The organism is Streptomyces tubercidicus (genome assembly GCF_027497495.1).
Taxonomy (GTDB): Bacteria; Actinomycetota; Actinomycetes; order Streptomycetales; family Streptomycetaceae; genus Streptomyces; species Streptomyces tubercidicus.
This window is the reverse complement of sequence record NZ_CP114205.1, coordinates 7994241-8014860: the sequence shown is the minus strand read 5'-3', so window position 1 is coordinate 8014860 and position 20620 is coordinate 7994241. Positions and strand designations below refer to the sequence as shown.

Annotated in this window: 21 protein-coding genes and 1 pseudogene; 14 read left to right on the top strand and 8 right to left on the bottom strand. The window is 68.4% G+C overall.

Annotated features, from left to right (window positions below):
• Positions 1-257: 257 nt before the first annotated feature.
• The 6 genes from STRTU_RS34630 (at position 258) to STRTU_RS34605 (ending at position 3719) form a co-directional block, all read left to right on the top strand.
• Positions 258-638 carry a VOC family protein gene (locus STRTU_RS34630; protein WP_246241708.1) on the top strand — a complete coding sequence of 127 codons (381 nt, stop codon included), beginning with the start codon at positions 258-260 and terminating at the stop codon, positions 636-638.
• A 454-nt stretch (positions 639-1092) separates the two neighbouring features.
• Positions 1093-1317 (top strand): hypothetical protein, encoded by a 225-nt coding sequence (locus STRTU_RS34625; protein ID WP_159749244.1) that lies wholly within the window; start codon positions 1093-1095, stop codon positions 1315-1317.
• An 81-nt stretch (positions 1318-1398) separates the two neighbouring features.
• Positions 1399-1935 (top strand): methylated-DNA--[protein]-cysteine S-methyltransferase, encoded by a 537-nt coding sequence (locus STRTU_RS34620; RefSeq protein WP_159749242.1) that lies wholly within the window; start codon positions 1399-1401, stop codon positions 1933-1935.
• Between the two features lie 30 nt (positions 1936-1965).
• Positions 1966-2499, top strand: a complete 534-nt coding sequence (locus STRTU_RS34615; protein WP_159749240.1) for a hypothetical protein — start codon at positions 1966-1968, stop codon at positions 2497-2499.
• A 289-nt stretch (positions 2500-2788) separates the two neighbouring features.
• Positions 2789-3421, top strand: a complete 633-nt coding sequence (locus tag STRTU_RS34610; protein WP_159749914.1) for an alpha-ketoglutarate-dependent dioxygenase AlkB family protein — start codon at positions 2789-2791, stop codon at positions 3419-3421.
• 64 nt (positions 3422-3485) lie between these two features.
• Entirely contained in the window at positions 3486-3719 is a 234-nt protein-coding gene (locus STRTU_RS34605) for a DUF2277 domain-containing protein (RefSeq protein WP_159749238.1), read from the top strand.
• A gap of 225 nt (positions 3720-3944) precedes the next feature.
• On the opposite strand, the gene STRTU_RS34600 is transcribed toward STRTU_RS34605, so the two are convergent.
• Positions 3945-4565 (bottom strand): flavin reductase family protein, encoded by a 621-nt coding sequence (locus tag STRTU_RS34600; RefSeq protein WP_159749236.1) that lies wholly within the window; start codon positions 4563-4565, stop codon positions 3945-3947.
• A 395-nt stretch (positions 4566-4960) separates the two neighbouring features.
• Here STRTU_RS34600 and STRTU_RS34595 point away from each other — a divergent pair, with 395 nt between their 5' ends.
• The gene (locus tag STRTU_RS34595) at positions 4961-5518 is read left to right on the top strand and encodes a recombinase family protein (protein WP_159749234.1); all 558 of its coding nucleotides are present in this window, start codon (positions 4961-4963) and stop codon (positions 5516-5518) included.
• Between the two features lie 21 nt (positions 5519-5539).
• Here the strand turns inward: STRTU_RS34595 and STRTU_RS34590 are convergent, their stop codons facing one another.
• Positions 5540-5866, bottom strand: a complete 327-nt coding sequence (locus STRTU_RS34590; RefSeq protein ID WP_159749232.1) for an AAA family ATPase — start codon at positions 5864-5866, stop codon at positions 5540-5542.
• Positions 5867-6028: 162 nt separating this feature from the next.
• Complete coding sequence (locus tag STRTU_RS34585) at positions 6029-7078, bottom strand: beta family protein (RefSeq protein WP_159749230.1); 1050 nt, start codon at positions 7076-7078, stop codon at positions 6029-6031.
• Between the two features lie 562 nt (positions 7079-7640).
• Between STRTU_RS34585 and STRTU_RS34580 the strand changes: the two genes are divergently transcribed.
• Entirely contained in the window at positions 7641-8519 is an 879-nt protein-coding gene (locus STRTU_RS34580) for a COG4705 family protein (protein ID WP_218039354.1), read from the top strand.
• A 21-nt stretch (positions 8520-8540) separates the two neighbouring features.
• Here the strand turns inward: STRTU_RS34580 and STRTU_RS34575 are convergent, their stop codons facing one another.
• The 4 genes from STRTU_RS34575 to STRTU_RS34560 all read right to left on the bottom strand — a co-directional run bounded on the left by STRTU_RS34575 (position 8541) and on the right by STRTU_RS34560 (position 12365).
• The gene (locus STRTU_RS34575; protein ID WP_159749228.1) at positions 8541-9932 is read right to left on the bottom strand and encodes a sensor histidine kinase; all 1392 of its coding nucleotides are present in this window, start codon (positions 9930-9932) and stop codon (positions 8541-8543) included.
• On the bottom strand, positions 9929-10591 hold the full coding sequence (locus STRTU_RS34570) for a response regulator transcription factor (RefSeq protein ID WP_159749226.1): 663 nt from the start codon (positions 10589-10591) through the stop codon (positions 9929-9931). Before STRTU_RS34570 ends, STRTU_RS34575 begins: the two co-directional genes overlap by 4 nt.
• Positions 10592-11040: 449 nt before the next feature.
• Positions 11041-11988 carry a M56 family metallopeptidase gene (locus STRTU_RS34565; protein WP_159749223.1) on the bottom strand — a complete coding sequence of 316 codons (948 nt, stop codon included), beginning with the start codon at positions 11986-11988 and terminating at the stop codon, positions 11041-11043.
• Entirely contained in the window at positions 11985-12365 is a 381-nt protein-coding gene (locus STRTU_RS34560; protein ID WP_159749221.1) for a BlaI/MecI/CopY family transcriptional regulator, read from the bottom strand. Before STRTU_RS34560 ends, STRTU_RS34565 begins: the two co-directional genes overlap by 4 nt.
• Before the next feature lie 99 nt (positions 12366-12464).
• Here STRTU_RS34560 and STRTU_RS34555 point away from each other — a divergent pair, with 99 nt between their 5' ends.
• The 3 genes from STRTU_RS34555 to STRTU_RS34545 are packed head-to-tail and all read left to right on the top strand — an operon-like array spanning position 12465 to position 14817.
• Positions 12465-13157: a DedA family protein gene (locus STRTU_RS34555; protein ID WP_246241623.1), complete on the top strand. Its 693-nt coding sequence runs from the start codon at positions 12465-12467 to the stop codon at positions 13155-13157.
• On the top strand, positions 13154-13753 hold the full coding sequence (locus STRTU_RS34550) for a phosphatase PAP2 family protein (protein WP_159749218.1): 600 nt from the start codon (positions 13154-13156) through the stop codon (positions 13751-13753). The genes STRTU_RS34555 and STRTU_RS34550 overlap by 4 nt, the downstream gene beginning before the upstream one ends.
• Positions 13750-14817 carry a phosphatase PAP2 family protein gene (locus tag STRTU_RS34545; protein ID WP_159749216.1) on the top strand — a complete coding sequence of 356 codons (1068 nt, stop codon included), beginning with the start codon at positions 13750-13752 and terminating at the stop codon, positions 14815-14817. Before STRTU_RS34550 ends, STRTU_RS34545 begins: the two co-directional genes overlap by 4 nt.
• 289 nt (positions 14818-15106) lie before the next feature.
• On the opposite strand, the gene STRTU_RS34540 is transcribed toward STRTU_RS34545, so the two are convergent.
• Positions 15107-15949, bottom strand: a complete 843-nt coding sequence (locus STRTU_RS34540) for a COG4705 family protein (protein ID WP_159749214.1) — start codon at positions 15947-15949, stop codon at positions 15107-15109.
• 986 nt (positions 15950-16935) lie between these two features.
• Between STRTU_RS34540 and STRTU_RS34535 the strand changes: the two are divergent.
• The 3 genes and pseudogenes from STRTU_RS34535 to STRTU_RS34525 all read left to right on the top strand — a co-directional run.
• Positions 16936-17570 (top strand): annotated as a pseudogene (locus tag STRTU_RS34535) (citrate/2-methylcitrate synthase); the annotation flags it as partial.
• A gap of 812 nt (positions 17571-18382) precedes the next feature.
• Entirely contained in the window at positions 18383-19378 is a 996-nt protein-coding gene (locus tag STRTU_RS34530; protein ID WP_159749212.1) for a PI-PLC domain-containing protein, read from the top strand.
• A 475-nt stretch (positions 19379-19853) separates the two neighbouring features.
• On the top strand, positions 19854-20564 hold the full coding sequence (locus STRTU_RS34525; protein ID WP_246241622.1) for a hypothetical protein: 711 nt from the start codon (positions 19854-19856) through the stop codon (positions 20562-20564).
• Positions 20565-20620 lie beyond the last annotated feature (56 nt).

Here is a 20620-nt window from a genome sequence, read left to right as displayed (position 1 = left end):
GGCCTCCGGGGGCGCTAACGCCTGAGTTCGATGAGGGGATGGTGGCTATCCCAGAGGGCATCCCTTGAGGTGACGCCCGGGGCACGGCCCTCCACACCGCTGCCAACGGGGAACTCGATACGTCACCCGATCGGGACCTCCTGCTGGGCGACTGCGGCCCGATCTTCGTCGGGTTGGCAGGAATGGTGGAAGCGGTGACAGCAGCAGGGATGGTGAGAGCAGTGGAAGCAGCGTGAAGGGTGGGAGTAGTGGCACCGATGATGACTGAGCGACCTCGGATTTCGCTTGCGACGGTGGTCTTGGACTGCCCGGACGCTCATGCGCTTGCGTACTTCTACCGACAACTGCTCGGCTGGGAGGTGAAATACAGCGAACCGGACTGGGTCCTGCTTCGTTGCCCGGACGGCGGTATCGGGCTCTCCTTCCAGTCCGAGCCCGGATATCAGGCCCCCGTATGGCCGGAACAGCCCGAGGAGCAGCAGAAGATGCTCCATCTCGACCTCCGCGTTGATGATCTTCACGACGCCGAGGCGTTTGCGGTCGCGCTGGGAGCGCGGCGCGCCACGTTCCAGCCGCAGGACGATGTCCGGGTGTTCCTTGATCCGGCGGGGCATCCGTTCTGCCTCTTCCTCCATTGAAGGGCGCCGGTGTCGCGATCTTCCGTCATGACCGCGGGTGACCGCGGAGCGTGTGGGAATGGACACATGCGGGAAGCGAAAGCGGATCAGCGGACCGACGGTCGTTCCTGGTCAGGAAGTTGATACACCGTCAACGTCTCTGCGCGGGCAAGAGCTGTGGGCCGCGGGGCTGTGCGCGCGGGGCCGCGTTGTCAGTGTCTGCCCCTAGCATTGCTCATATGTCCCCAACTCCTTCTGCCCATAGAGATGTGCCCGTCCCTGCCTCCGAAGCGAACGAATCGATCCGGCGATTTGTGCGCGCCCGGCGCGGTCTGGCGTGGTCGGCTGAGGACATGGCGGAGTATGCGGTGCTGTTGGAGATATGGACGGTGGCGGTGCGCGCGGAGGTAACGGAGGTCGTCGAGGCGGCGTAGGCCCGACGCGGGTCAAGCTACGGGCCTGCCCCGGCAAGGGCGTGAACGCCACTGTGAACGGCGTTCTCAAGTTACTGGCGCCCGGCAAGCTGACCGTGGCTCCGGCCTCCGGTACCGAGCAGGCCTTCTTCCTCGGGTCACAGACCAAGGCCCTGGGTACCGCGGCGATTTGCACGTCGAACGACAAGGGCACCGTGGACGGCAATGGCTACAGCACCACCCCGTCCACGGAAGTCCAGTTTGGAGAGGGCAGCCAGCCACCGTAACGTCCGATTTCCGCCAGCCGATGCGTCGCCGGGCCCGCAGAATCGAAGAGTGAAAGCAGCGGACACGAATGAGGACGCGCCATGATCTCTCCCGAGACGACCTCGATCACGACCAGCTACACCACCTTCGACAGCCCCCTCGGGGAGCTGCTGCTCGTCGGGGAGGAGTCTGACACCGCCCCTGGCGGTACCGCCCTGGCCTCCCTTTCCATGCCTCAGCAGCGGGGCGTCGCCGTACAGCCGCGCTGGCGGCACGACCCGGGCCGCTTTGCCGAGGCCATCCGTCAGCTCCGTGGCTACTTCGCCGGTGAGCTCGTCCGCTTCGAGCTGGAGTTCCGCACTACCGGTACGGAGTTCCAGGAGCGTGTCTGGCGAGCCCTGGAGACGATTCCGTACGGCGCTACGACCACATACGGGCGGCTGGCCGAGGTTCTCGGAGTGTCGCGGGGCGACGTACGGGCCCTGGGAGCCGCGATCGGGGCAAATCCTCTGCTGATCTTGCGGCCCTGCCATCGCGTGATCGGCGCGGACGGCACGATGCGCGGCTACGCGGCAGGCGTCGAAGCCAAAATTGCGCTGCTCACGCATGAGGGCGCCCTGCAACCCACCCTCATCTGAGGCGGGCGCATGACCGGTCCCCTCTCTCCGATGACCTCGCCACTTGTCCCCCAAGCCGAGGTGGCCGCCTATGGCTGCCTCCCCTCCCCCACCCCGCACACCGAGGTAGAACTCACCGCCCTACTGGCCTTGTTGACCGCGCCCCGTCTGCGTATCGCCACGGTGGTCGTCGGGCACAGCCGGGACGCCGCGTCGCGCTCGTCCGCCGCAGCGTTCGTCGAAGCCTGGTGCGGGATCGGGCGGCAGCCGGTCCTCGCCGTGGTCGACTGGCCGGAAGCCGCCGCATCCTGGCTACGGACGGCCCACCGCTTCACCGCCGAGGAGCCGGACGCCTGGGTGGTGGCCGCCGCACCTGTCGGCTGGGCCCAGATGAGCCGCCGACTGCGGCACAGCACCAACTGGGACCCGGCCCGTACCTTCGGCTTCGCGGCACTCGGCGACTCCCGCGTCCCCCCTCTGGCGGGCCCGCCAACACTGCAGGGCATGCGCGGTGCCACGGCGGACGGCGGCACCTGGACCATCGACCGTGGCTGGGTCACCCGGCTGCCAGCAACTGGCAGCTAGGAGCCCGTAGGCCGCTGGATTCCTCCCCGTGGCACGCTGTAAGCAGGTAGCGATGAGGCAGGAGCAGATGAGCACGCCACTTCCCGGTTTTGAAGGCTTCGGGGAGCCTGAGGGCGCCAACGGACCCGGTCGACCAAGTGTCTCCGGAGGGCCTGGGGGTGCGGATGGCGCTAGCGGAGCGCCGTCCTTCGGCCGATCCGGAGGCGGCCACTCCCCCGTGGCCGATCCGAGCGCTGCCGGCCCTGCACGTCACGACAGCAGCCATGACCGTAGTAGCAGCCGGCGAGAGATCGCCCCAGGCGCCGTCCACGTACCCGGCTGGCTGAGCATGGCGCAGCAGCGTGAGCTGGTCACCGCGTGCCGCGGCTGGGCGCGTGGCCCGGCCCCGATTCGGCACACCAAGCTCCCGCGCGGCGGCGTGATGTCCGTCCAGACGGTGTGCATCGGCTGGCACTGGCAGCCGTACGCGTACACCCGCACCGCCGACGATGTGAATGGCGCCCGGGTGGCCGATTTTCCGCCTTGGATGGTCGAGTTGGGACGCCGCGCGCTGGTCGACGCGTATCAGGACTCCGGTGCGGGTGAGGGCTACACACCGGACACCGCACTGATCAACTTCTACGATGCCCAGGCGAAGCTCGGTATGCATCAGGACAAGGAAGAGCGTTCCGGCGCCCCGGTCGTCTCCCTCAGCATCGGCGACACCTGCGTCTTCCGGTTCGGCAACGCCGAGACGCGGACCAAGCCGTACACCGATGTCGAGCTGGCCTCCGGTGACCTCTTCGTCTTCGGCGGGCCGTCCCGGTTCGCCTACCACGGCGTGCCCAAGGTCCGGCCCGGCACCGGCGACCCGGCCTCCGGTCTGGCCGGCGGCCGCCTCAACATCACGATGCGGGTGACCGGACTAAGGGCTGTCCCGTAATCCCTGGCGGGCGCACGACGACAGCTACGGCACCGCGGCGCCCCGGGCGAGGCACACTGGACTCATGTGCCGCAGCATCAAGACGCTCCGTCCGCCCGCCACCCCCGAGGTCACCGACGAGGACATCCGGGCCGCGGCCTTGCAGTACGTCCGCAAGGTTTCCGGATTCCGCGCCCCGGCCGCACACAACCGCGAGGTGTTCGACCAGGCCGTGGACACCGTGGCGGCCGCGACCCAGGAACTTCTCGACGGCCTCCAGATCCGCGGTTCCGCCGCCCGCCACCACACGCACTCCTGAGCAGCGACCCGCGACGCCGCGCGCTCACACCTCTGCTCACGATCGATCACCAGCTGGGTACCCACGATCACCGGTCGAGAAGCATCTGAAGCGGTAAGTGATCGCTCGGAAACTGACCGTGTGCGGAGCGGAGGGCGTATTGATCCTGGCGCTGAGAAAGTCGCGAACCGCACCGTAGGCCATCAGTGGCCTACGGCCCCCAGTCGCCTCCGGCCCCTCCCTCCCCTATCGAGCGCTCGCCGGCCCCTGCCAGTCCGCATGGCGGATGCGGGAGATCTCGCGTACGTCGCCGAGCGTCCCCCACTCGTCCTTCCCCAGCCGTGACATGGGCTTCAGCCTGGAGATTTCCGGGTGACCGTCGACCAGTACGTCCTGTGAGACGACCCCATGCACCACGCGCCCGAACACAACGGTGGAGTCACCGATTCCCAGCGTGGTGTGCACCTCGCACTCCAGCGCCACCGGCGAGGCCGCCACCCGCGGCGGCTTGACCCGCAGACTCGGCTCGGAGCCGACCCCAGCTGCCTCGAACTCGCTCACCCCGTGCGGGAAATCCGTACCCGTGTCATTGATCTGCTCGAAGAGTCCCTCCGGCGCGAGGTTCACCACGAACTGTCCGGTCGCCTCGACGTTGCGCAAAGTGTCTTTGCGCCCGACGGAAGTGAACTGCACGACGGGCGGCGCGACGCTGGCGATGGTGAAGAAGGAGTGCGGGGCCAGGTTCGCGGAGGCACCATCAGGGCTGATCGTCGAGATCCAGGCGATGGGCCGCGGAACGACCACCGCGGTCAGAAGCTTGTAGAACTCGTTGCGGGACATTGCGGCGGGGTCAAAGTCAGTGCGCATGGTGATCAGTATCCAGGAGGCGGCCGCGGAGCCTACAGCGGATCCACGGCACCACCAAACCCCTGAGTTCGACCGCGCCTACCTGCGCATCTCATCGGACCGCTTCGGTCTCGAAGCCGGTGTCGACCGCCAGCTCGAAGACGCAGAAGACACCCGGGCGCGCCTGCGCTGGGGGCCGTTCGCCAAGATCTACCGGGAGACGACACCTCGGCCTTCAAGAAGCGCAAGGTCGTCAAGCCCGACGGCTCCATCGACTGGACGGGCCTGCGCCCCGAGTTCCGTCAGCTGCTCGCTGATCTCGCCCATGGCGTCATCGACGGAGTCATCTTCTACGGCCTCGACGGCTCGTCCGTCAACCCCGGGACCTTGAAGATCTCATCGACATCGTCGAGTACGTGAAGCGGCCGGTCACCGGCGCAACCGGCGGCCGCATGAACCTCATCAACGACAGCGACCGTCACATGGCTCGCATGATGTGCGTGATGGCGCTCAAGTCCTCCGAGGACACCGCCCGCCGCGTCGCTCGTCAGCATCTCTCCGCCGCCCAGAACGGAATCGCCCAGGGCCGCATCGCCTACGGCTGGGTCCGCAAAGGCGAGTACAAGGGGCAGCTTGTCCCGGACGAGGCCGACGTCGTCGTCCGGATCTTCCAGGACTTCATGTCGGGGGAATCGGCCTACAGCATCGCCAAGGCCTTCAACGCAGAAGGGATCAAGCCCCCTGCCGCCAGCACGTGGTCGTCCACAACGATCGCAAAGATGCTCCGCAATCCTCGCTACGCGGGCATGGTCTCCTACCCCTCATCGCCCGGCGTGCCCAGCATGGCCTCTGCCAGACCGGCGGGGGTGTCCTGGTACTCGTCCACGAAGACGATCGGGAACCGGTCGGCAGCCAGGGCCCGAAACTTGGGAAGGGCGAAGAACGCCCTCGCGAGGACGGGCAGATCGTTGTGACCGAGCTGCACGCGACGGGTGTCAGGGGTCCGTACTGGCCGCAGTCCTTGTCGTAGGCGATGTGAAGGGTGAGGGTGACTGCCGGAACCGTGTCACGCGCCTGCTCCGCCTCGCCCGAGACGAAGAGGCGATGAGCGGCGAAAACTCCTCGTAGCAGTCGGCGGAGAAGTCCTCAATGTTCATCGTGGTCTTCTTCCTCGCCACGAAGAATGCGAACAGTTTCGCCAGCGAGGTCTTTCCCGTGTTGTTGCGGCCGACGCACAGCGTCACCTTGTCGGCAAAGGAGAGGTCGGTCCTGCGGAGCAGCCGGAAGTTGCGGATAACCGCCTTGGCGAGCCGGGGCCGCATCTTGTCACCATAAGCCTCTTAAAGCACAGCGGTCGCATTTGATTCAGTTTCGGTCACCTATCCATCTGAATTTACTCCCGAATGCTCGATATACGGCGCCTATACGGCCACCACCTCTCAGGCCGACGGACCGGGTGGGGATGGCCACCGCGTATCCCGTTTTCACGGACAGCCCAAAGCAGTGAGCCTCGACGTCACAACGGCCAGATGGTGCGATGTCGCCCACGCTCGCCACTCCATTCCGCCGCCGGCTTTCGGCCGCTGCCGTTTCGCGCACTCCTGCAGCCGAGCGTCTCCCCACGACATACCCGCACCAGTGGGCGGCCAGTAGGGCGAGGAGACCAGGTCACGGCTGAGGGTGAAGAAGTCGTCGTTGCCGCGACGGGTCTTGGGATAGACAAAGACCTGCCAGTCTGCCGCCGTGGTGTAACGCATGTTGGGATGCGGAGTCCCATGAGCCTGCGGCGGCATTCGCGGGTGCGTCACACCGAAATCACCAAAATCAGGAATGTCTCCACACCACTGATCGCGAACCTGCTTCCAGAGAAGCGCGTCTTCCCTCACCACCGGCGTTGCCTGTCCACGCGGGAAATTCGTCAGATTGACCGGGAAGGCACCGGCGGCCACGCACCCACGGCGCCACGGCCAACGCGCCATGTAATGGAGCGTCTCCAATACCTCAACTGCCAGTGCCTTCCTTCTGTCCCGAGAATGCACAGGCCCGGCGTCAATGATCAGATCGATTTCCTCCGGCGCAGCGCGGAGGGTTCGGAGCATCTCGCGGATCCGTTCATCGTCCGGGCGGCGTTCTTGTACGTCACGAGCCGAGGAGATGCGTAGGCAACCGCCCTGCTGGTGCCACGCCATCACCGCACGAACCTCGGCGAGCGTCTCGTCGCTGTCAGTTCCTCTGAAGACCGGGCACATCGCGACCTGTCGCCAGCCCAGCGACTCGCCGACTCTCACCATCGGACCGCCCGCATCGCCCTTGAATACTTGCGCTGCCGGCAAGGCTCCGCAGTCGACCGTGAGGACCATTCCATTCGGAACATCTTCCATGGCACGGTCACAGAAGGTCTCCAGGAGATCCCGGACGTCGCAGTCGGGCACGACCTCCATCACCGGACGTATCTGGGACTGCACCTCCGCCGACGCATGCCCCAGTGCAAGGAACTCCCCCGCCCTGCCCTTGAGAATTGGAACGTAGGCCACCGGCTCCCCCAAGCACAGCACGCACTCAGCCCGTTGAAGTACCAACCACTCTTCTCAGAATGACGCATCGTTCCTATACCCGACAGAGTCTCGAATCAGCCATTCCGGCGGCCTAGCGCGGCCCCGACAGCCGGCGCCCGGTTCGCGGCTTGCGCGGCTTGCGCGGCTACGCACGCCAGGACCGCGAGGCTAAGGAGGAACCGGGCGGTGCCTGTGAACGATGCCCCGACGAATCGGGCGGTCGCGAAACGGGGATACTCGGTGGCGGGCGCAGGGCGTCAAGTACCAGGCCAGCATGCCTTCGCGGTCGCCGAAGTCCGAGCCGGAACGCATCTCAGCGCAAGCGAGGTGGGCGGGAACTCGGTCCGGGGTCTGCTTCCTGGGTCCGGTCGGCGGCGTTCAGGATGTGTTCAGGCTGCGGCTGGAAACATCGGGCGGCGTGCGACGTCACCGCTGCGCGCGGTGCACCTCGTACTCGCTTTTCGCCGCCAGTGTGCGTACTCCATAAAGCCCCCACGGCACGCCGTGCGGTGATGCGGAGGCGCCCCAGGAAGGATTGATCTTGCCTGAGCCTGAAGTCCTGACCGATATGGACGTCGCCGGCACCGACAGGTACGTGTTGCGGAAGCTCCCCGAGGTCACGCTGGCCTTCTGGGGCATGAAGATCGCCGCGACAACCCTCGGCGAAACCGCCGGTGACCTCTTCGCCCAGACCCTCAAACTCGGGTACTTCCTGACCACCATCGCGCTGTTCCTGATCTTCGTGGTCACGCTGGTCGTGCAGCTCCGGTCCCGGCGCTACAACCCGTTCTTCTACTGGACCGTCATCCTGTCCACGAGCATGGCGGGCACCACGATGTCCGACTTCATGAACCGGGACGCCAGCGCCAAGTTCCTCACGGACGGCGCCAAGTCGCTCGGCTGGGGACCGCAGGGCCTGGGGCTCGGATACCCCACAGGGGCCGCCATCCTGATCTCGCTACTGCTCGCCATTTTCGTCATCTGGAAGTGCACCGGCCTGACATTCGCCATCCGCGACATCGTCTCCTTCCGCGCGGAGGTCCTCTTCTGGGCTGCGATCCTCGTCTCGAACACGCTCGGCACCTCGATGGGGGACTTCCTCTCCGACAGCTCCGGCCTCGGGTACGCGGGCGGCGCCCTGCTCGTCACCGGTCTGCTCGCTGTCCTGGTCGCTCTGATGCGGGTGCCGGCCGTGCCGAACGTGGTGCTGTTCTGGATCGCGTTCGTGCTCACCCGGCCCCTGGGGGCGACCGCCGGTGACTTCCTCACCAAGCCGCTCGCCAAGGGCGGCCTCGACCTCGGCACGGCCGGCTCGTCGGCGGTACTCCTGGCGGTGCTGATCGGCCTCATGGGGTCCGCCCACGTTCAGGAGCGCAGGACCGCGGCCTCCCAGGACAAGACGCTCACGGGCGTTTCCTGAGCGGCGCCGGGTGCGGCGGGATCATCCGGCGGGCAGGCTGACCACGAAGCGCGCGCCCGGGTGGTGCCCGCCGTCATGGGTCACGTCACCGCCGGCGGAGCGGGCCAGGCGTCGCGCGAGCGGCAGTCCCAGGCCCGCTCCGCCGTGTCCGTCCTCGGGGTCGGCGCGCCGGCCCGGCTGGAAGAGGTGCGCGGTGAAAGCGGCCGGGACACCGGGACCGTCGTCGACGACCGCCACACGTATACCGTCGAGCCCCGTCGAGACCTGGATGGCGACCCTGCTGTGGGCGTAGCGCAGGGCATTGTCGACGAGTGGGGCGACGATGCGCTCCAGCAGCGCGGCGGGCACCCCGGCCACCAGGGTGTCCGGGCCGGAAACCGTGATCGTGGTCTTCCCTGGAGCTTCGAGCCCGGCGGCGAGCCGGCGCAGCAGGGCCATGACGTCCACCGTGCCGGGAACGGTGTGTGCGCCGGCCCGGGCGTCATCGAGGACGGTCTCACAGATGGTGCGCATGGAGGTGGCGGCATCGGCGATGGAGGCGTGCGTGGCGCGGGTTTCGGCAGTGGAGCGGGGGCGGGTTTGCCACCAGTCGAGTTCGGCGGTGATCCGCGCCAGGGGGTTGCGCAGTTCGTGGGAGAGCTCACGGGTGAGCTGCTGTTCGTGGCGCAGCACGGCACGGATCCGGTCCAGCAGCTCGTCCAGTGATGCCCCGAGCCGGGTGAGCTCGACGGGGCGGTCCCCGGCGCCGAAGCGCTGGTCGGAGGCGACCACGCTCCACCGGGTGGCCTGCTCCGTCATCGTCCGCACGGGCCGCAGGGCGCGCCCCACCGCCAGCCGGGTCAGGACATAGGTGCAGGCCAGGACACCGGCGTCCAGGGCAAGGGAGGCGATGAGCAGGGTGTCGGCCGAGGCGTGGTACGGCGCGAGGTCCATGGCGGTGACGACGGCGGCAGCGGGCCCGGCACCTGCCCGGACCCCGCCCACGGGCTCGGCACACAGGCGTATCCGGTCACTGGCCGTCACCTCGGCACAGCGTTTGTCGCCGTGCGCGGCGAGACCGGTGGCGGTGCGGGTGATCGTGTCGCCGGGCGGGGCCGAGGCGGGGTGCTCCAGGAGCCGGGTGCCGGCGTAGATCCACACGTTGGTGTCGAGGGCGGCGTCGCCCGGCGTCTCCAGGACGCGTACCGGGTGGTGGCGGGTGTCGACGGTCGCGGCCACGGCGCCGGCCCGGGCGCGCAGTTCGTTGTCCGCCTGCTGCTGGAGGCGCTGGCCAACGATCGTGTTGAAGACGACGGTGAGGATCACCATCACCAGCGCGGCGGTGGTGAGCGCGATCAGGGACAGCCGGCCCCGCAGCGTACGCGGGCGGCAATGGCGGGCGGCTGCGGCGAGGAGGTCTGGGATGGCGCTCATGACAGCCGGTGTCCGATCCCCCGGAGGGTGCTGATCGTCAGATTGCTGCCCGCGTCCCGGATCTTGCGGCGCAGCCGGCTCAGATACTGGTCGAGGGTGTTGTCGCTGACCTGCGCGCCCTCCGGCCAGCCGGCCCGGACCAGCTCCCTTCTGCCCACCACTGCCCCCAGGCCGGCCATCAGCGCGGCCAGCAGACGGAACTCGGTGGGCGTCAGGGCCACGTCGACGTCCCGTACGCACAAGCTGTGGTGTACCGGGTCCAGGGCCAGGTCCCCGGCGGTCGTGGGGGCGCTGGGCCCGGCGCGTTTGAGGGCGGCGCGCAGTCTGGCCGCGAGTTCGGCGAGGTGGAACGGCTTGGGGAGGTAGTCGTCGCCTCCGGCGGAGAACCCGCTGAGGCGGTCGTGGAGTTGATGGTGCGCGGTCAGGAAGACGACCGGGCCGACGAACCCCTGTGCCCGCATGGCCTGGCACACGTCCCGTCCGTCCGCGTCCGGCAGCCCGACGTCCAGCACCACCGCGTCCACGCCGTCGCTCATCAGCCGCAGAGCCGTGGCGCCGTCCTGAGCGGCCAGCGTTTCGAAGCCCTCGTCGCGCAGTCCGCGCACCAGTACGTCCCGCAGGTCGTGGTCGTCCTCGACGACCAGGATGGTGAGACGCACCAGATTCACCTCACTGACTCGGACACTTGTTCCCTGCATGCGGCGCCGGCCGCTGGTTCCCGGGCAGGGAGTCGACGCGGGAGCCACGGCGCTTATAGCGGACGCGGCGTGGAAGCCCTGTCGCGGCTGCTCCCCGTGATCGGCTCAGAGCGGGTCGTCGTTGCCTCGGTCGCGCGTCGCCGGGGCGGCCAGGTGCCCGCGCCTCCCAAGCGACTACAAGCGGGTAGACGGTCTACCGCACTGTAGACGAAAGAGCGGGCGCGGTTCGTGATCGAGGACACACCGCTCCGCTGACCGAAATCCTGTCCGCTGACCGAGAGCCTGCCGACGCGCTCCCCGCCTGGCCGAGCCCTCCCACCACCCGCGTAGGCAGCGGTACAAGCCCATGGGCCGCATCACACCTGCTGTGATCATCGCCCTGCCACAGACCGTGCCCAGGCCTGGGCTTTCTATCGGACGCCGGAGCGGCTTTCGGCGATCTCGACGCTGTTGTGCAGTTCGCTCGCCGCGTGGAGCGTGGAAGCGGCCGAGAGGGCGAGACAGCTGATCAGGAGGGCCGCGACCAGCCGGCGGCGCGAGTCGCGCGGTCCCACCGCCCGGGTGCTGCCAGAGCCCATGAGGGCTGCGACGCGTCGCGGTACGGGGCCACAGGTGGCGCCCGGCACCAGCCTCGGGCGACCGGCGGGCACCACGGCCGCGAGGGCGGCCTTGCCGATCGCGCGGGCCGCGAGCCGCCGGTCGCCCACGGCTTCGGCTGCGGCCTCGTCCGCCCATCGCTCCAGGGCGTAGGTAAGCGGTTCGCGCAGGCCGCGCAGCATCGGGTGCAGCGTTGCCGCCAGGTGCGCACAGGTCAGGAACAGGTGGTGTTTTCCGGCAAGGTGGGCGCGCTCGTGGGCGAAGAGGACTTCGCGCTCCTCGGCGTTCAACGACCGCAGCATCGCGGTGCTGACCACGATGCGGCCCCGGCGGCCGAAGGGGCCGGGCAGAGCGTAGGCGTAAGGGCGTTCGTCGGGGTGCACGGCCAGCTCACCGCTCGTGTCCCCGGCGGCCTGTCCGGCCGCCCGCACTTCCCGCCAGTTGCGTACGGCGACGACAGCGGCCGAAGCCGCCGCAGCGACGAGTAGTCCGGCAGCGAGGATCCCGGCGGGCAGGGTCAGTGGCGTGCGGTCGCCCAGCAAGCGTGGCGAGGTGTCTTCCAGCGCGGCGATCGGGGTGATCTGGAGGGCACCGCCCAGGGCCAGGACGCCCAGGGAGGCGGTGCTGCACGCGCCCAGCAGGACCGAGCACGCCCCCAGCGTCCACGCGGCGGTGCGCGGGGAGAGCCGGGCGGTGACGCCGCGGGCGATGGGGACCGCGAGCAGCGGGATCAGAAGCGGGAGCCAGACCGCGAATTTCATGGGCCGGTCTCCTCATTGCCGTTCAGCAGGGCCCTGAGCATCTTCTCGTCCTCTTCGCTCAGGTCGGAGACGAACCGGGCCAGGATGCTGCCGCGGTCCTCACCTCGCTCGAGTTCGGCGCGCATGCGCCGAGCGGTCAGCCCCGGAGCATCCGCCGCTGGGAGATAAGCGTAGCCACGTCCGGACCGCGAGCGGGTGACGAGGCCCTTCTCGTGAAGCCTGGCCAGGATCGTCGTCACGGTCGTGCGGGCGAGTCCGGACCCCAGGGCCGTACGGACCTCTCCGGCGGTGAGGCCGCCGCCTGCGGCCCACAGCGCGGCCAGCACGCTCGCTTCCAGTTCGCCGGCCGGCCGGCGGGCGCCGCGCTCCTCAGTCATGGAACTCATTGTCCCATGACTGCGTCTACAGTGGTGTAGACCGACTACACCGCTGTAGTCAGCCGGGCGGAACGCCGCCCCCGCAGGGAGGAGCCTGGTGTGCCGTTGTACCCACAGTTCGGCGGCTTGGCCGCACCTGGCCAGCTTGCGGTCAACGCTCTGGACGCCGGGTCGCTGCTGACCGCGTTCGGTGCGCTGGGGGTGGCCGTCGTCCTCTTCGCTGAGACGGGCCTTCTGATCGGCTTCTTCCTGCCGGGCGATTCCCTGCTCTTCACTGCGGGCCTGCTGTGTGTGCCCGGCGGAACAGGGGTGCACCTGTCGCTTTGGCAGGTTCTCCTCGCGGCGGCCGGCGGGGGGTTGTCCGGAGCACAGGTGGGGTACTGGATCGGCCGCCGGGGCGGGCGGGTGATTCTCGCCCGCAGCCGGTCCCGGCATCTGCATGAGGGAGCTGAACGGGCCGAGGCGTTGCTGGCGCGGTACGGGCACGCCAAGGCAATCGTCCTGGCGCGCTTCGCCCCTGTCGTCCGCACTGTTCTCAACCCGTTGGCCGGCGCGCTTGAGGTCCCGGCGGGGGTCTTCCTCCGCTGGCAGGTCATCGGGGGCCTGGTGTGGACCGTGGGCCTGGTTCTCGCCGGGTACGCGTTGGGCTCATCCGTTCCCGACGTCGACCGTTACCTACTGCCGCTGGTCGCCCTCATCGTGCTCCTGTCCCTTCTTCCTCTTGCGCGAGAGGTTCTGCGGAGCCGTCGCGCCCGCCGCGACCGGGGTGTTGCCGAAGGAGAGGTGCGATGAAGCACCGCTTTCTTTCCGCCGGTCCGGGCTTCCCTGACGACGGCCTCTACGCCGGTGTGACACGCCTTGCTCACCACACATCCGCAGCAGTGGATTCGGGGATATCCATGTGGTCCGAGTACGGCCTCGGGCTGTTCGCCACCCTCATGATCATCGCGTGGTGGCGGGCTCGCGCGGCCGGACGGCCGCAATTGCCCGTGCTGGCGCTGCCGGCCGTAGTCGTACTTGCCTTCCTGGCCAGTGACGTCGTCAAGAGCTGGGTGAGCGAGCAGCGGCCCTGCCAGGTTCTGCCGGTCACGCCGCTGGATCCCTGTCCGCCGTTGGGCGACTGGTCCTTCCCGAGTAATCACGCGGTGATCGCCGCGGCGGCGGCCGTAGCCCTGTGGAGCGTCGACCGCCTGCTGGGGTGGATCGCCGCCCCGGCCGCTCTGCTCATGGCTGCCTCCCGGGTCTGGATCGGCGCGCACTACCCGCACGACGCCCTTGCCGGACTCCTGGCCGGTGCCATCCTGGGCGCCCTGCTGACCCACGCGGCCAAGCAGGTTGCCGCCCGCTACGCGTTCGACCGCGCTCCCCAACGGGGGCCGGTGCGATGAGTGCGCCGGACCTCGCCGGTCCTCTGCTCGGGGGACGACGTGCCCGCCGGCCCTCGCCCGGCCAGCTATGGGTGGCGGCGGTCTGTGCCGCGCTCTTCGCCGCGCTCGTGATCACCGTGCTTGCGGCGGACGGGAAGAGGCCGCTGCCCGGCGATCGGGCTCTGCACACCTGGGCGACGGCTCACCGGCCGGACGCACTCGCAGCGGCAGCCCGTGCGTTGACCGACTCCGGCACCGGCATTTGGCCCTACCTCCTGGCCGCACTCGCGGGAAGTCTCGCCGGGCGCAACGCACGGGACCGGACGGTCAGCGCGGTCGCCGCCCTCGCCGTACTCCTGCTCGGCCAGGGGCTGCGCCAGGCGTTGATGCCGGCCATAGCCCGTCCGCGGCCGCCGCGCACCGACTGGGCGACGCACGCGTCGGGCTTCTCGATGCCATCCGGGCACAGCACCACCTCCGCCCTTGTCGCCGGGCTCGCGTGCTGGGCCGCCGCGCACGGTGCACAGCGCATCCTGCGCTGGTGCGTCTGGGTACTGGCCGTGTTATGGGCGGCCGGTGTCGGCCTCACACGCATCTACCTGGGTGTTCACTGGCCGAGCGATGTCCCCGATGTCGTCGCCGTCATCGCAGCTGCGCCGGAGTACGTCTCCTTGGCCGAGCAGCGGTGGGTGGCCCTCGTCGACCATGACGCGGTTGGGTCGGAGGAGTGCGACGTCGTGCACTGGTGGCGCTGCGAGAAAGAACTGGTCGGCTACATCCACGACGCACGGAGCGGCCGGATCATCCGGGCTGATCTGCATCCCGGCTTCCTCGGCTACGAACGCCGCCCCCGAGTCATCACCGCACTCCCGGGCATGGGCTGGACTGCCTGCTACCCCTCGACACTCCTACAGGTTCCACCAGCGAGGACCGCCCGGTGCTCGCCTGGCTGGTGTACGACGACGGCACCATCCCCCCCAAGACGTCGATCACGACGGCTTGGTCTACTGCAGCACCGATACCCACGGCTTGTCCCATATCGAGCCGCCGCGAGAACCCCGACCCCCAACACGAAGACGTCGTGACGAGTCCCAGGGCTCACCCTCGTCCGGCTCCCGTGCAAGAGACATCCGTTGAAATCGATCCGGGTACGGCATAGCGGATCAGCACCGTGGACATACAGACTGCCCACCCTCGACGGCTTGCCCGGTCCGGCCAGCGATAGGGATCCCCCCCCCCCCGCATTCCGGATCGCGAAGTGGCCACCTCCGGAAGCAACTCGCCCACTCCAATCCAGGCCAAGCGCCTTCCTCGCCGGTTCGACTCCCCCGACGAACACGGAGGGGCGCTCCGACTCCGGTGGTCAAGCCCTGGTCAACTTGTCTGCGGAGTGACACGCTCCGGCTCGGATAGGTCCCGTCGAGTGACCGTCAAAAACACCACCAGACTGAGGATGACCACCAAGAACAGCACGCTGGTGATCACAGTGCCCATGCCGAGACCACCGTCAGCGGTCGGCTGGGAGAGGTAATCACCGATCGAGGCACCCAGCGGCCGGGTCAGGATGTAGGCGATCCAGAAGCTCCACACCGCGTCCAGCCCGAGGGCGAAGTGCGCCACCGCGACGGCAGCGATGGCCAGGGCGAACAGGCCGGCGGAGACCCAGTACCCGAGGTCCATGCGCTCGGCGACCAGGTCACCGGCCGCGGTGCCCAGGGCGAAGGTGAACAGCACGGCGAGCCAGTAGAAAGACTCGCGGCGGGTGGTGTCGACGTGGTGGATGGACAGCGTCCTTTCGCTGCGGTACCAGGCCACGAACACCACGACGAGGGCCACCGCGAAGGCCACAGTGCTGGTCTCCAGCGGTACGCCCAGGTTGTCGGTGAGGTTGTCGCTGATCAGCGTGCCCACGACGCTGATCAGCGCCACGGCGAGCCAGTAGATGCCGGGCCGGTAGGCGCGGGTGCGGAACTGTGCCACCAGCACCGCGACGAGCAGCACGCTCATCAGCAGGGACACTCCCGTCAGCCCCAGGCCGAGCTTCTCGTTCAGCAGGTCGGCCGCGGTCTCGCCGACCGTGGTGCACAGAATTTTGATCACCCAGAAGTACGCCGTGACTTCGGGAACCTTGTTCCAGCGGAGGCGCCTGCTGGTAGAGGCGGATGCGGCACCTGTCGGTTCGTGCGGCTCAACGGCCCCAGAGATATCAGCTGTCATGGTGCCCGACCGTGCCATCCCCAACCTGAAAACATCCTGAGCACGCACCACACAACGCTGCACACGAGCGGCGGGAACGCGACAACGGGAGGGGCACACTGCCACCCTTGAGCGGCTGGCGGAAGCACTCGGCATCGTGATGCGTGGCGTGGCCTACAGCCGGGGGCACCTGTGACCAGTGGCAGCCGGGGCCTGGAGGGCTTCGGCTATCTGGCCCGCGAGCGGGGCCCCGTCCCCCGTATCGCCGACGCGCGCCCTGGCTCTGGCCGTCCGCGACCGCCTGGCGGCCGACGTCGTCGGCGCGGCAGCCGTAGCGACAGCCACTGGCGTCCTGGTGCTCCCACTCAACCCGGCCGGCACGGCCTCCGGGCTCAACGCCTCCACTCTGGTCAAGCAGTTGCTGGACGGCCGCGGTGGCGGCTCCGCAGACATCGCCCCAGGAGGCAGCATCCCCCGCGACCGACTGGACGGCGTGCTGGCCGATGTGCCGCGTCTTATCAGACGCTGCTGGGCCCACAAGGAGTGGGGGTGCCTCAGCCCCCAACCGGTGCGGGTGTCGCGATTTCGGCGCCCGCACCGGATGGCCACCGCGTATCCCGTTTTCAGGGACAGCCCAAAGCAGTGAGCCTCGACGTCATGACGGCCAGATGGTGCGACGTCGCCCACGCTCGCCACTCCGTCCCGCCGCCTGCTTTCGGCCGCTGGAGGAGACCAGGTCACGGCTGAGGGTGAAGAAGTCGTCGTTACCGGGACGGGGCCTTGGATAGACAAAGACCTGCCAGTCTGCCGCCGTGGTGTAACGCATGTTGGGATGCGGAGTCCCACGAGCCTGCGGCGGCATTCGCGGGTGCGTCACACCGAAACACCAAAATCAGGAATGTCTCCACGCCACTGGTCGCGAACCTGATTCCAGAGAAGCGCGTCTTCCCTCACCACCGGCGTTGCCTGTCCACGCGGGAAGTTCGTCACCGCACCGGAGGCACGCCATGAACACCACCACGTCCGAGATCCATCGCGGTCTCGCCGGTGTCGTCATCGAGACCACCGCCATCTCCACCGTCATCCAAGAGACCAACTCACTGACCTACCGCGGCTATTCGGTCCAGGACCTCGCCGCCCACTGCTCGTTCGAGGAAGTCGCGTACCTGCTCTGGCACGGCGAGCTCCCGGACACCGAACAGCTGCGGGAATTCCGGGCACGCGAGCGCGCACTGCGTCCGCTGGACCGGACCACCGCCGAACTGCTCGCCCGGCTGCCCGAGACCTGCCACCCCATGGACGTCCTGCCACCGCCGTCAGCTATTTCGGCTCTGAGGACCCCATCGAGGATGACGGCAGCACCGCCGCCAACCGTGCCAAGTCACTCGTCGTCACTCCACCCTCTCTGACCTCTACAGCGCCGTGACCGCGGCGATCGGCGCACTCAAGGGCCCGCTGCAGGGGCGCCAACGAGGCCGTGATGCATATGCTCAACGAGATCGGCGACCCGCAGCAGGCGGGACCATGGCTGGACGAGGCACTGGCCGGCAAACGAAAGATCACGGGCTTCGGACACCGCGTCTACAAGCACGGCGACTCCCGGGTTCCGATCACGCAAGAGGCCACTTACCTGCTGGTCGCCTAGACCTGAGAGCTTGGGCAGCTTCTTCGAGATGTTCTGCCGACGAGGCGTGGCAGCGCAGCTATGTGGTCTTCCCGAAGGTGCTGTTCGTGTTGACCACTCGCCGGCCCGCGGGCCCTTGCCCGGCGAGTGGAAGATTTGCGGGCGATGGTGTGCGAGCACCCGCTGACACAGCAGTTCGCGGACGAAGTAGGGATGAGCGCGGCGGTGCTGGAGGAGATGGAGGAGGGCGGGCCCTCGGCTGCGGTGTGGTGGTCGCTGCCCGGTCTCGCCGTGACGTCGTTCAGGTCCCCTGAGCCGTCGTGGCCATGCGTGATGAGCAGTTTTCTCTCATCACGCATCTTGTAGCCGGTGTTCAGGCAGTCAACGACGTTGCGGCCGAGCCGGTCCACCGCTGCGACGACGAGGCCGTCATACCGCCCCCGCTCGTCACGAAGCCACGGGCCGAGCTTGGGCCGGTGTCCGGGTCCGTGACTCCCGATACCTCCCAGTCGTCAAAACCTTCTCGGGGTCGATCATGCAGGGTACGGAGATTTCGCGGCCAGCCAGCCTCAGGGCGATCTTGGTCAGCCTCGTCGAGCGCGCCTTCGGGGACGCGGGGCCCATGGGCACCGCCGACAAGTTTCCGCTCCTTGCCTCGAACGGGCAGGGCGGCCGCGTACGGATGGCAGCCTGTTTACTGATGGGTAACTTATCCTACAGTGCTGCAGTGGCGGGTAGTTGGACCGCCTTCTCTCTGTAGGGCAGACAGCCACAACACGGCACACAGGCTGCCACCACGCGTAGCCCGTGCAACGGAAAGGATCGTCCTCATGGCCTCCCCACGTCGGCTTCGCGCCATACTGCTGCCGCTGACTCTGGTCGTCTCCGCAGCCACCCTGGGCACCGGAGCCGCAATGGGCGCGGTCTCGGAGGACTCGTCCTCCGAGACCGCGGCCAGCACCACCGAGCAGCACCCCACCTGGGCCATCGCCCACCGGGTGCTGACCACGGGCGGGGTGACCACGGCGCTCAAGAACGGGGCCAACGCGCTGGAGATGGACGCAACGGCCTGGCGCAAGGGCTGGTGGGCCGATCACGACGGCTCTCCCACAAGCTCCGGGGACACCATGTCGGCCATGTTCGACCAGGTGGCGAAGGAGCATCAGAACGGGCGTCAGGTCTCCTTCGTCTGGCTGGACATGAAGAACCCCGACTGGTGCGACAGCAACGACCCCAAGTGGCGCCACTGCTCCGTGGCCGGACTGCGGGACATGGCGCGTACGAAGCTGGAGAGCAGGGGCATCCGGGTGCTCTACGGCTTCTACGGCAAGGAGGGCGGCAGCGGCTGGAAGAACGCCCTCGCTGACCTGAACTCCAAGGAGGCGGTCAGCTACAGCGGCGATTACGCGCAGGTCCGGGACGGCTTCGCCGAGCACGGGCCGAACGTCCCCGGTAACCAGCGCGTAATGGACAAGGGCGAGTTCAACATGGCCTTGAAGTTCGGCAGCATCCGGGAGGAGCTGGCGGCCGGCAGGAAGGACCGGGACACCGGAAAGCTCGCGCAGACCGTCGGCTGGACGGTGAGCAAGGGTGACAGGGAGCGTGCCGCCACCCTGCTCGACTCCTCCGACGGGAGTGCCGCCGTGGACAGCCTGATCTACGGCAACCGGATGTCGTGCTACCCCGACGGCGTCAGCGGCCCGAAGGGCTGCGGCACGGACGACAGTGCGGTGCGGGAGTCGCTCTCGTACATCACGGACTACGTGAAGGCCCACCCGGACACCCGCCGGATGGCCACCCCTCGGGACATCCCCTTCGGCAGCTGACGCCCCGAGCTACCCCGCCCAGCCCTGATTCCTGTCAGCGCCGTCGCCGCCCGGACCGCCGGGGACCGAACCCTACGCCGCGGCCCACAGTCACGGCTGGGCGCGGGTGCCTTCTCACTGTCCGGTCACCGTCCGGGATGTCGGCCTGCCGTGCCGCTGATCAGCTCAGGGCACTGGGCACGCACCACGTCCCTCAGGACCTCACCGAGCTGAATCGCCAAGTGGTCGTGGAGTGGCGGGGTCAATCCGCGCTTCAGCTCCGCGCGCATCTCGTTCATGACCTCGGGAGTGAGGAGAGACCTGTACGAGTCGGGCAAGGGTGCGACCGGGCAGAGCCTGCCCAATGAGGCTCAGTTCAGGTCCGGCGGTATGCCTGCCGGCCCGCGGTACCGATAGCTGCCCGGCGAGTGCTGGCACTAAGAATCGACCAGTGTTCGTCGAAGTCCGCCATTCCGTTGAGCCTCGACGGCGGCGTATGCATGGAGATCGGCTATGCCGCCGCCAGCGGCACCCCGGTGCTCCTGCTCACCACCGACTTCCAGACCTCCAGACCTACTCCCTCACCGCGGACGGCGCTCACCTCGACTTCCCGGACCCGCTGATCCAGGCGGTGGCCAAGCGCGTCATCCGGGTGCCCCGCCTCGGATCGCCAGCCTCCTCGCACCAGCAGGGTGCGACGCGCTACTCCGAGTTCCTTGCCCGGAACCTGTCCCAAGTCGACGCCGCGCTCGACACAGCGGTCGAGACCGTGCTCAGGCTGCCGACCCCCGCTGTGCGATCGACAGCCCACAGCGAGGACGGCCTCGTCTACGTCGAGGGGACGCCGTACGCGGCATGGGGTCACAACTACCTTGCCCGTCCCTGTCTGGACGCCGGCCACGGGGTAGTGCTGCCTCGGCGGTTCACTGCCACCGACCCGATCGCTGGCGCCCTGGACGATCTGACCGCGGCGTGCGGGGCATCGCGGCTCCTAGCGGACGTCTCCGGGCCGGAGACCCCTCCCGGTACGGCCCTCCTGATTGGTGCCGCCCTCGCGTCCGGTGTCCGGATCGCCGCGTTCCACCCGCACCTGACGTACACCCACGCCTCCGGCCGCGAGCCGAACTGGCGCAGCCTCATGATCCGGTACGCCGTCCACGCTCACCTCAAGGACAGGGAGGCGGTGCAGGCATGGCTGGCGATGTGAACCTCCACGAGATGGCCACCGCCTACGACACGCTCATCCTCGAAGGTCCCGACGGG

What these genes read in the sequence shown, in the direction of transcription:
- STRTU_RS34630 (WP_246241708.1), top strand. Translation starts at nt 258, where the DNA reads ATGATGACTGAGCGACCTCGGATTTCGCTTGCGACGGTGGTCTTGGAC.
- STRTU_RS34620 (WP_159749242.1), top strand. Translation starts at nt 1,399, where the DNA reads ATGATCTCTCCCGAGACGACCTCGATCACGACCAGCTACACCACCTTC.
- STRTU_RS34615 (WP_159749240.1), top strand. Translation starts at nt 1,966, where the DNA reads ATGACCTCGCCACTTGTCCCCCAAGCCGAGGTGGCCGCCTATGGCTGC.
- STRTU_RS34605 (WP_159749238.1), top strand. Translation starts at nt 3,486, where the DNA reads ATGTGCCGCAGCATCAAGACGCTCCGTCCGCCCGCCACCCCCGAGGTC.
- STRTU_RS34600 (WP_159749236.1), bottom strand. Translation starts at nt 4,565, where the DNA reads ATGCGCACTGACTTTGACCCCGCCGCAATGTCCCGCAACGAGTTCTAC.
- STRTU_RS34590 (WP_159749232.1), bottom strand. Translation starts at nt 5,866, where the DNA reads ATGCGGCCCCGGCTCGCCAAGGCGGTTATCCGCAACTTCCGGCTGCTC.
- STRTU_RS34575 (WP_159749228.1), bottom strand. Translation starts at nt 9,932, where the DNA reads ATGAGCGCCATCCCAGACCTCCTCGCCGCAGCCGCCCGCCATTGCCGC.
- STRTU_RS34565 (WP_159749223.1), bottom strand. Translation starts at nt 11,988, where the DNA reads ATGAAATTCGCGGTCTGGCTCCCGCTTCTGATCCCGCTGCTCGCGGTC.
- STRTU_RS34560 (WP_159749221.1), bottom strand. Translation starts at nt 12,365, where the DNA reads ATGACTGAGGAGCGCGGCGCCCGCCGGCCGGCCGGCGAACTGGAAGCG.
- STRTU_RS34550 (WP_159749218.1), top strand. Translation starts at nt 13,154, where the DNA reads ATGAAGCACCGCTTTCTTTCCGCCGGTCCGGGCTTCCCTGACGACGGC.
- STRTU_RS34545 (WP_159749216.1), top strand. Translation starts at nt 13,750, where the DNA reads ATGAGTGCGCCGGACCTCGCCGGTCCTCTGCTCGGGGGACGACGTGCC.
- STRTU_RS34540 (WP_159749214.1), bottom strand. Translation starts at nt 15,949, where the DNA reads ATGACAGCTGATATCTCTGGGGCCGTTGAGCCGCACGAACCGACAGGT.
- STRTU_RS34530 (WP_159749212.1), top strand. Translation starts at nt 18,383, where the DNA reads ATGGCCTCCCCACGTCGGCTTCGCGCCATACTGCTGCCGCTGACTCTG.
- STRTU_RS34525 (WP_246241622.1), top strand. Translation starts at nt 19,854, where the DNA reads ATGCATGGAGATCGGCTATGCCGCCGCCAGCGGCACCCCGGTGCTCCT.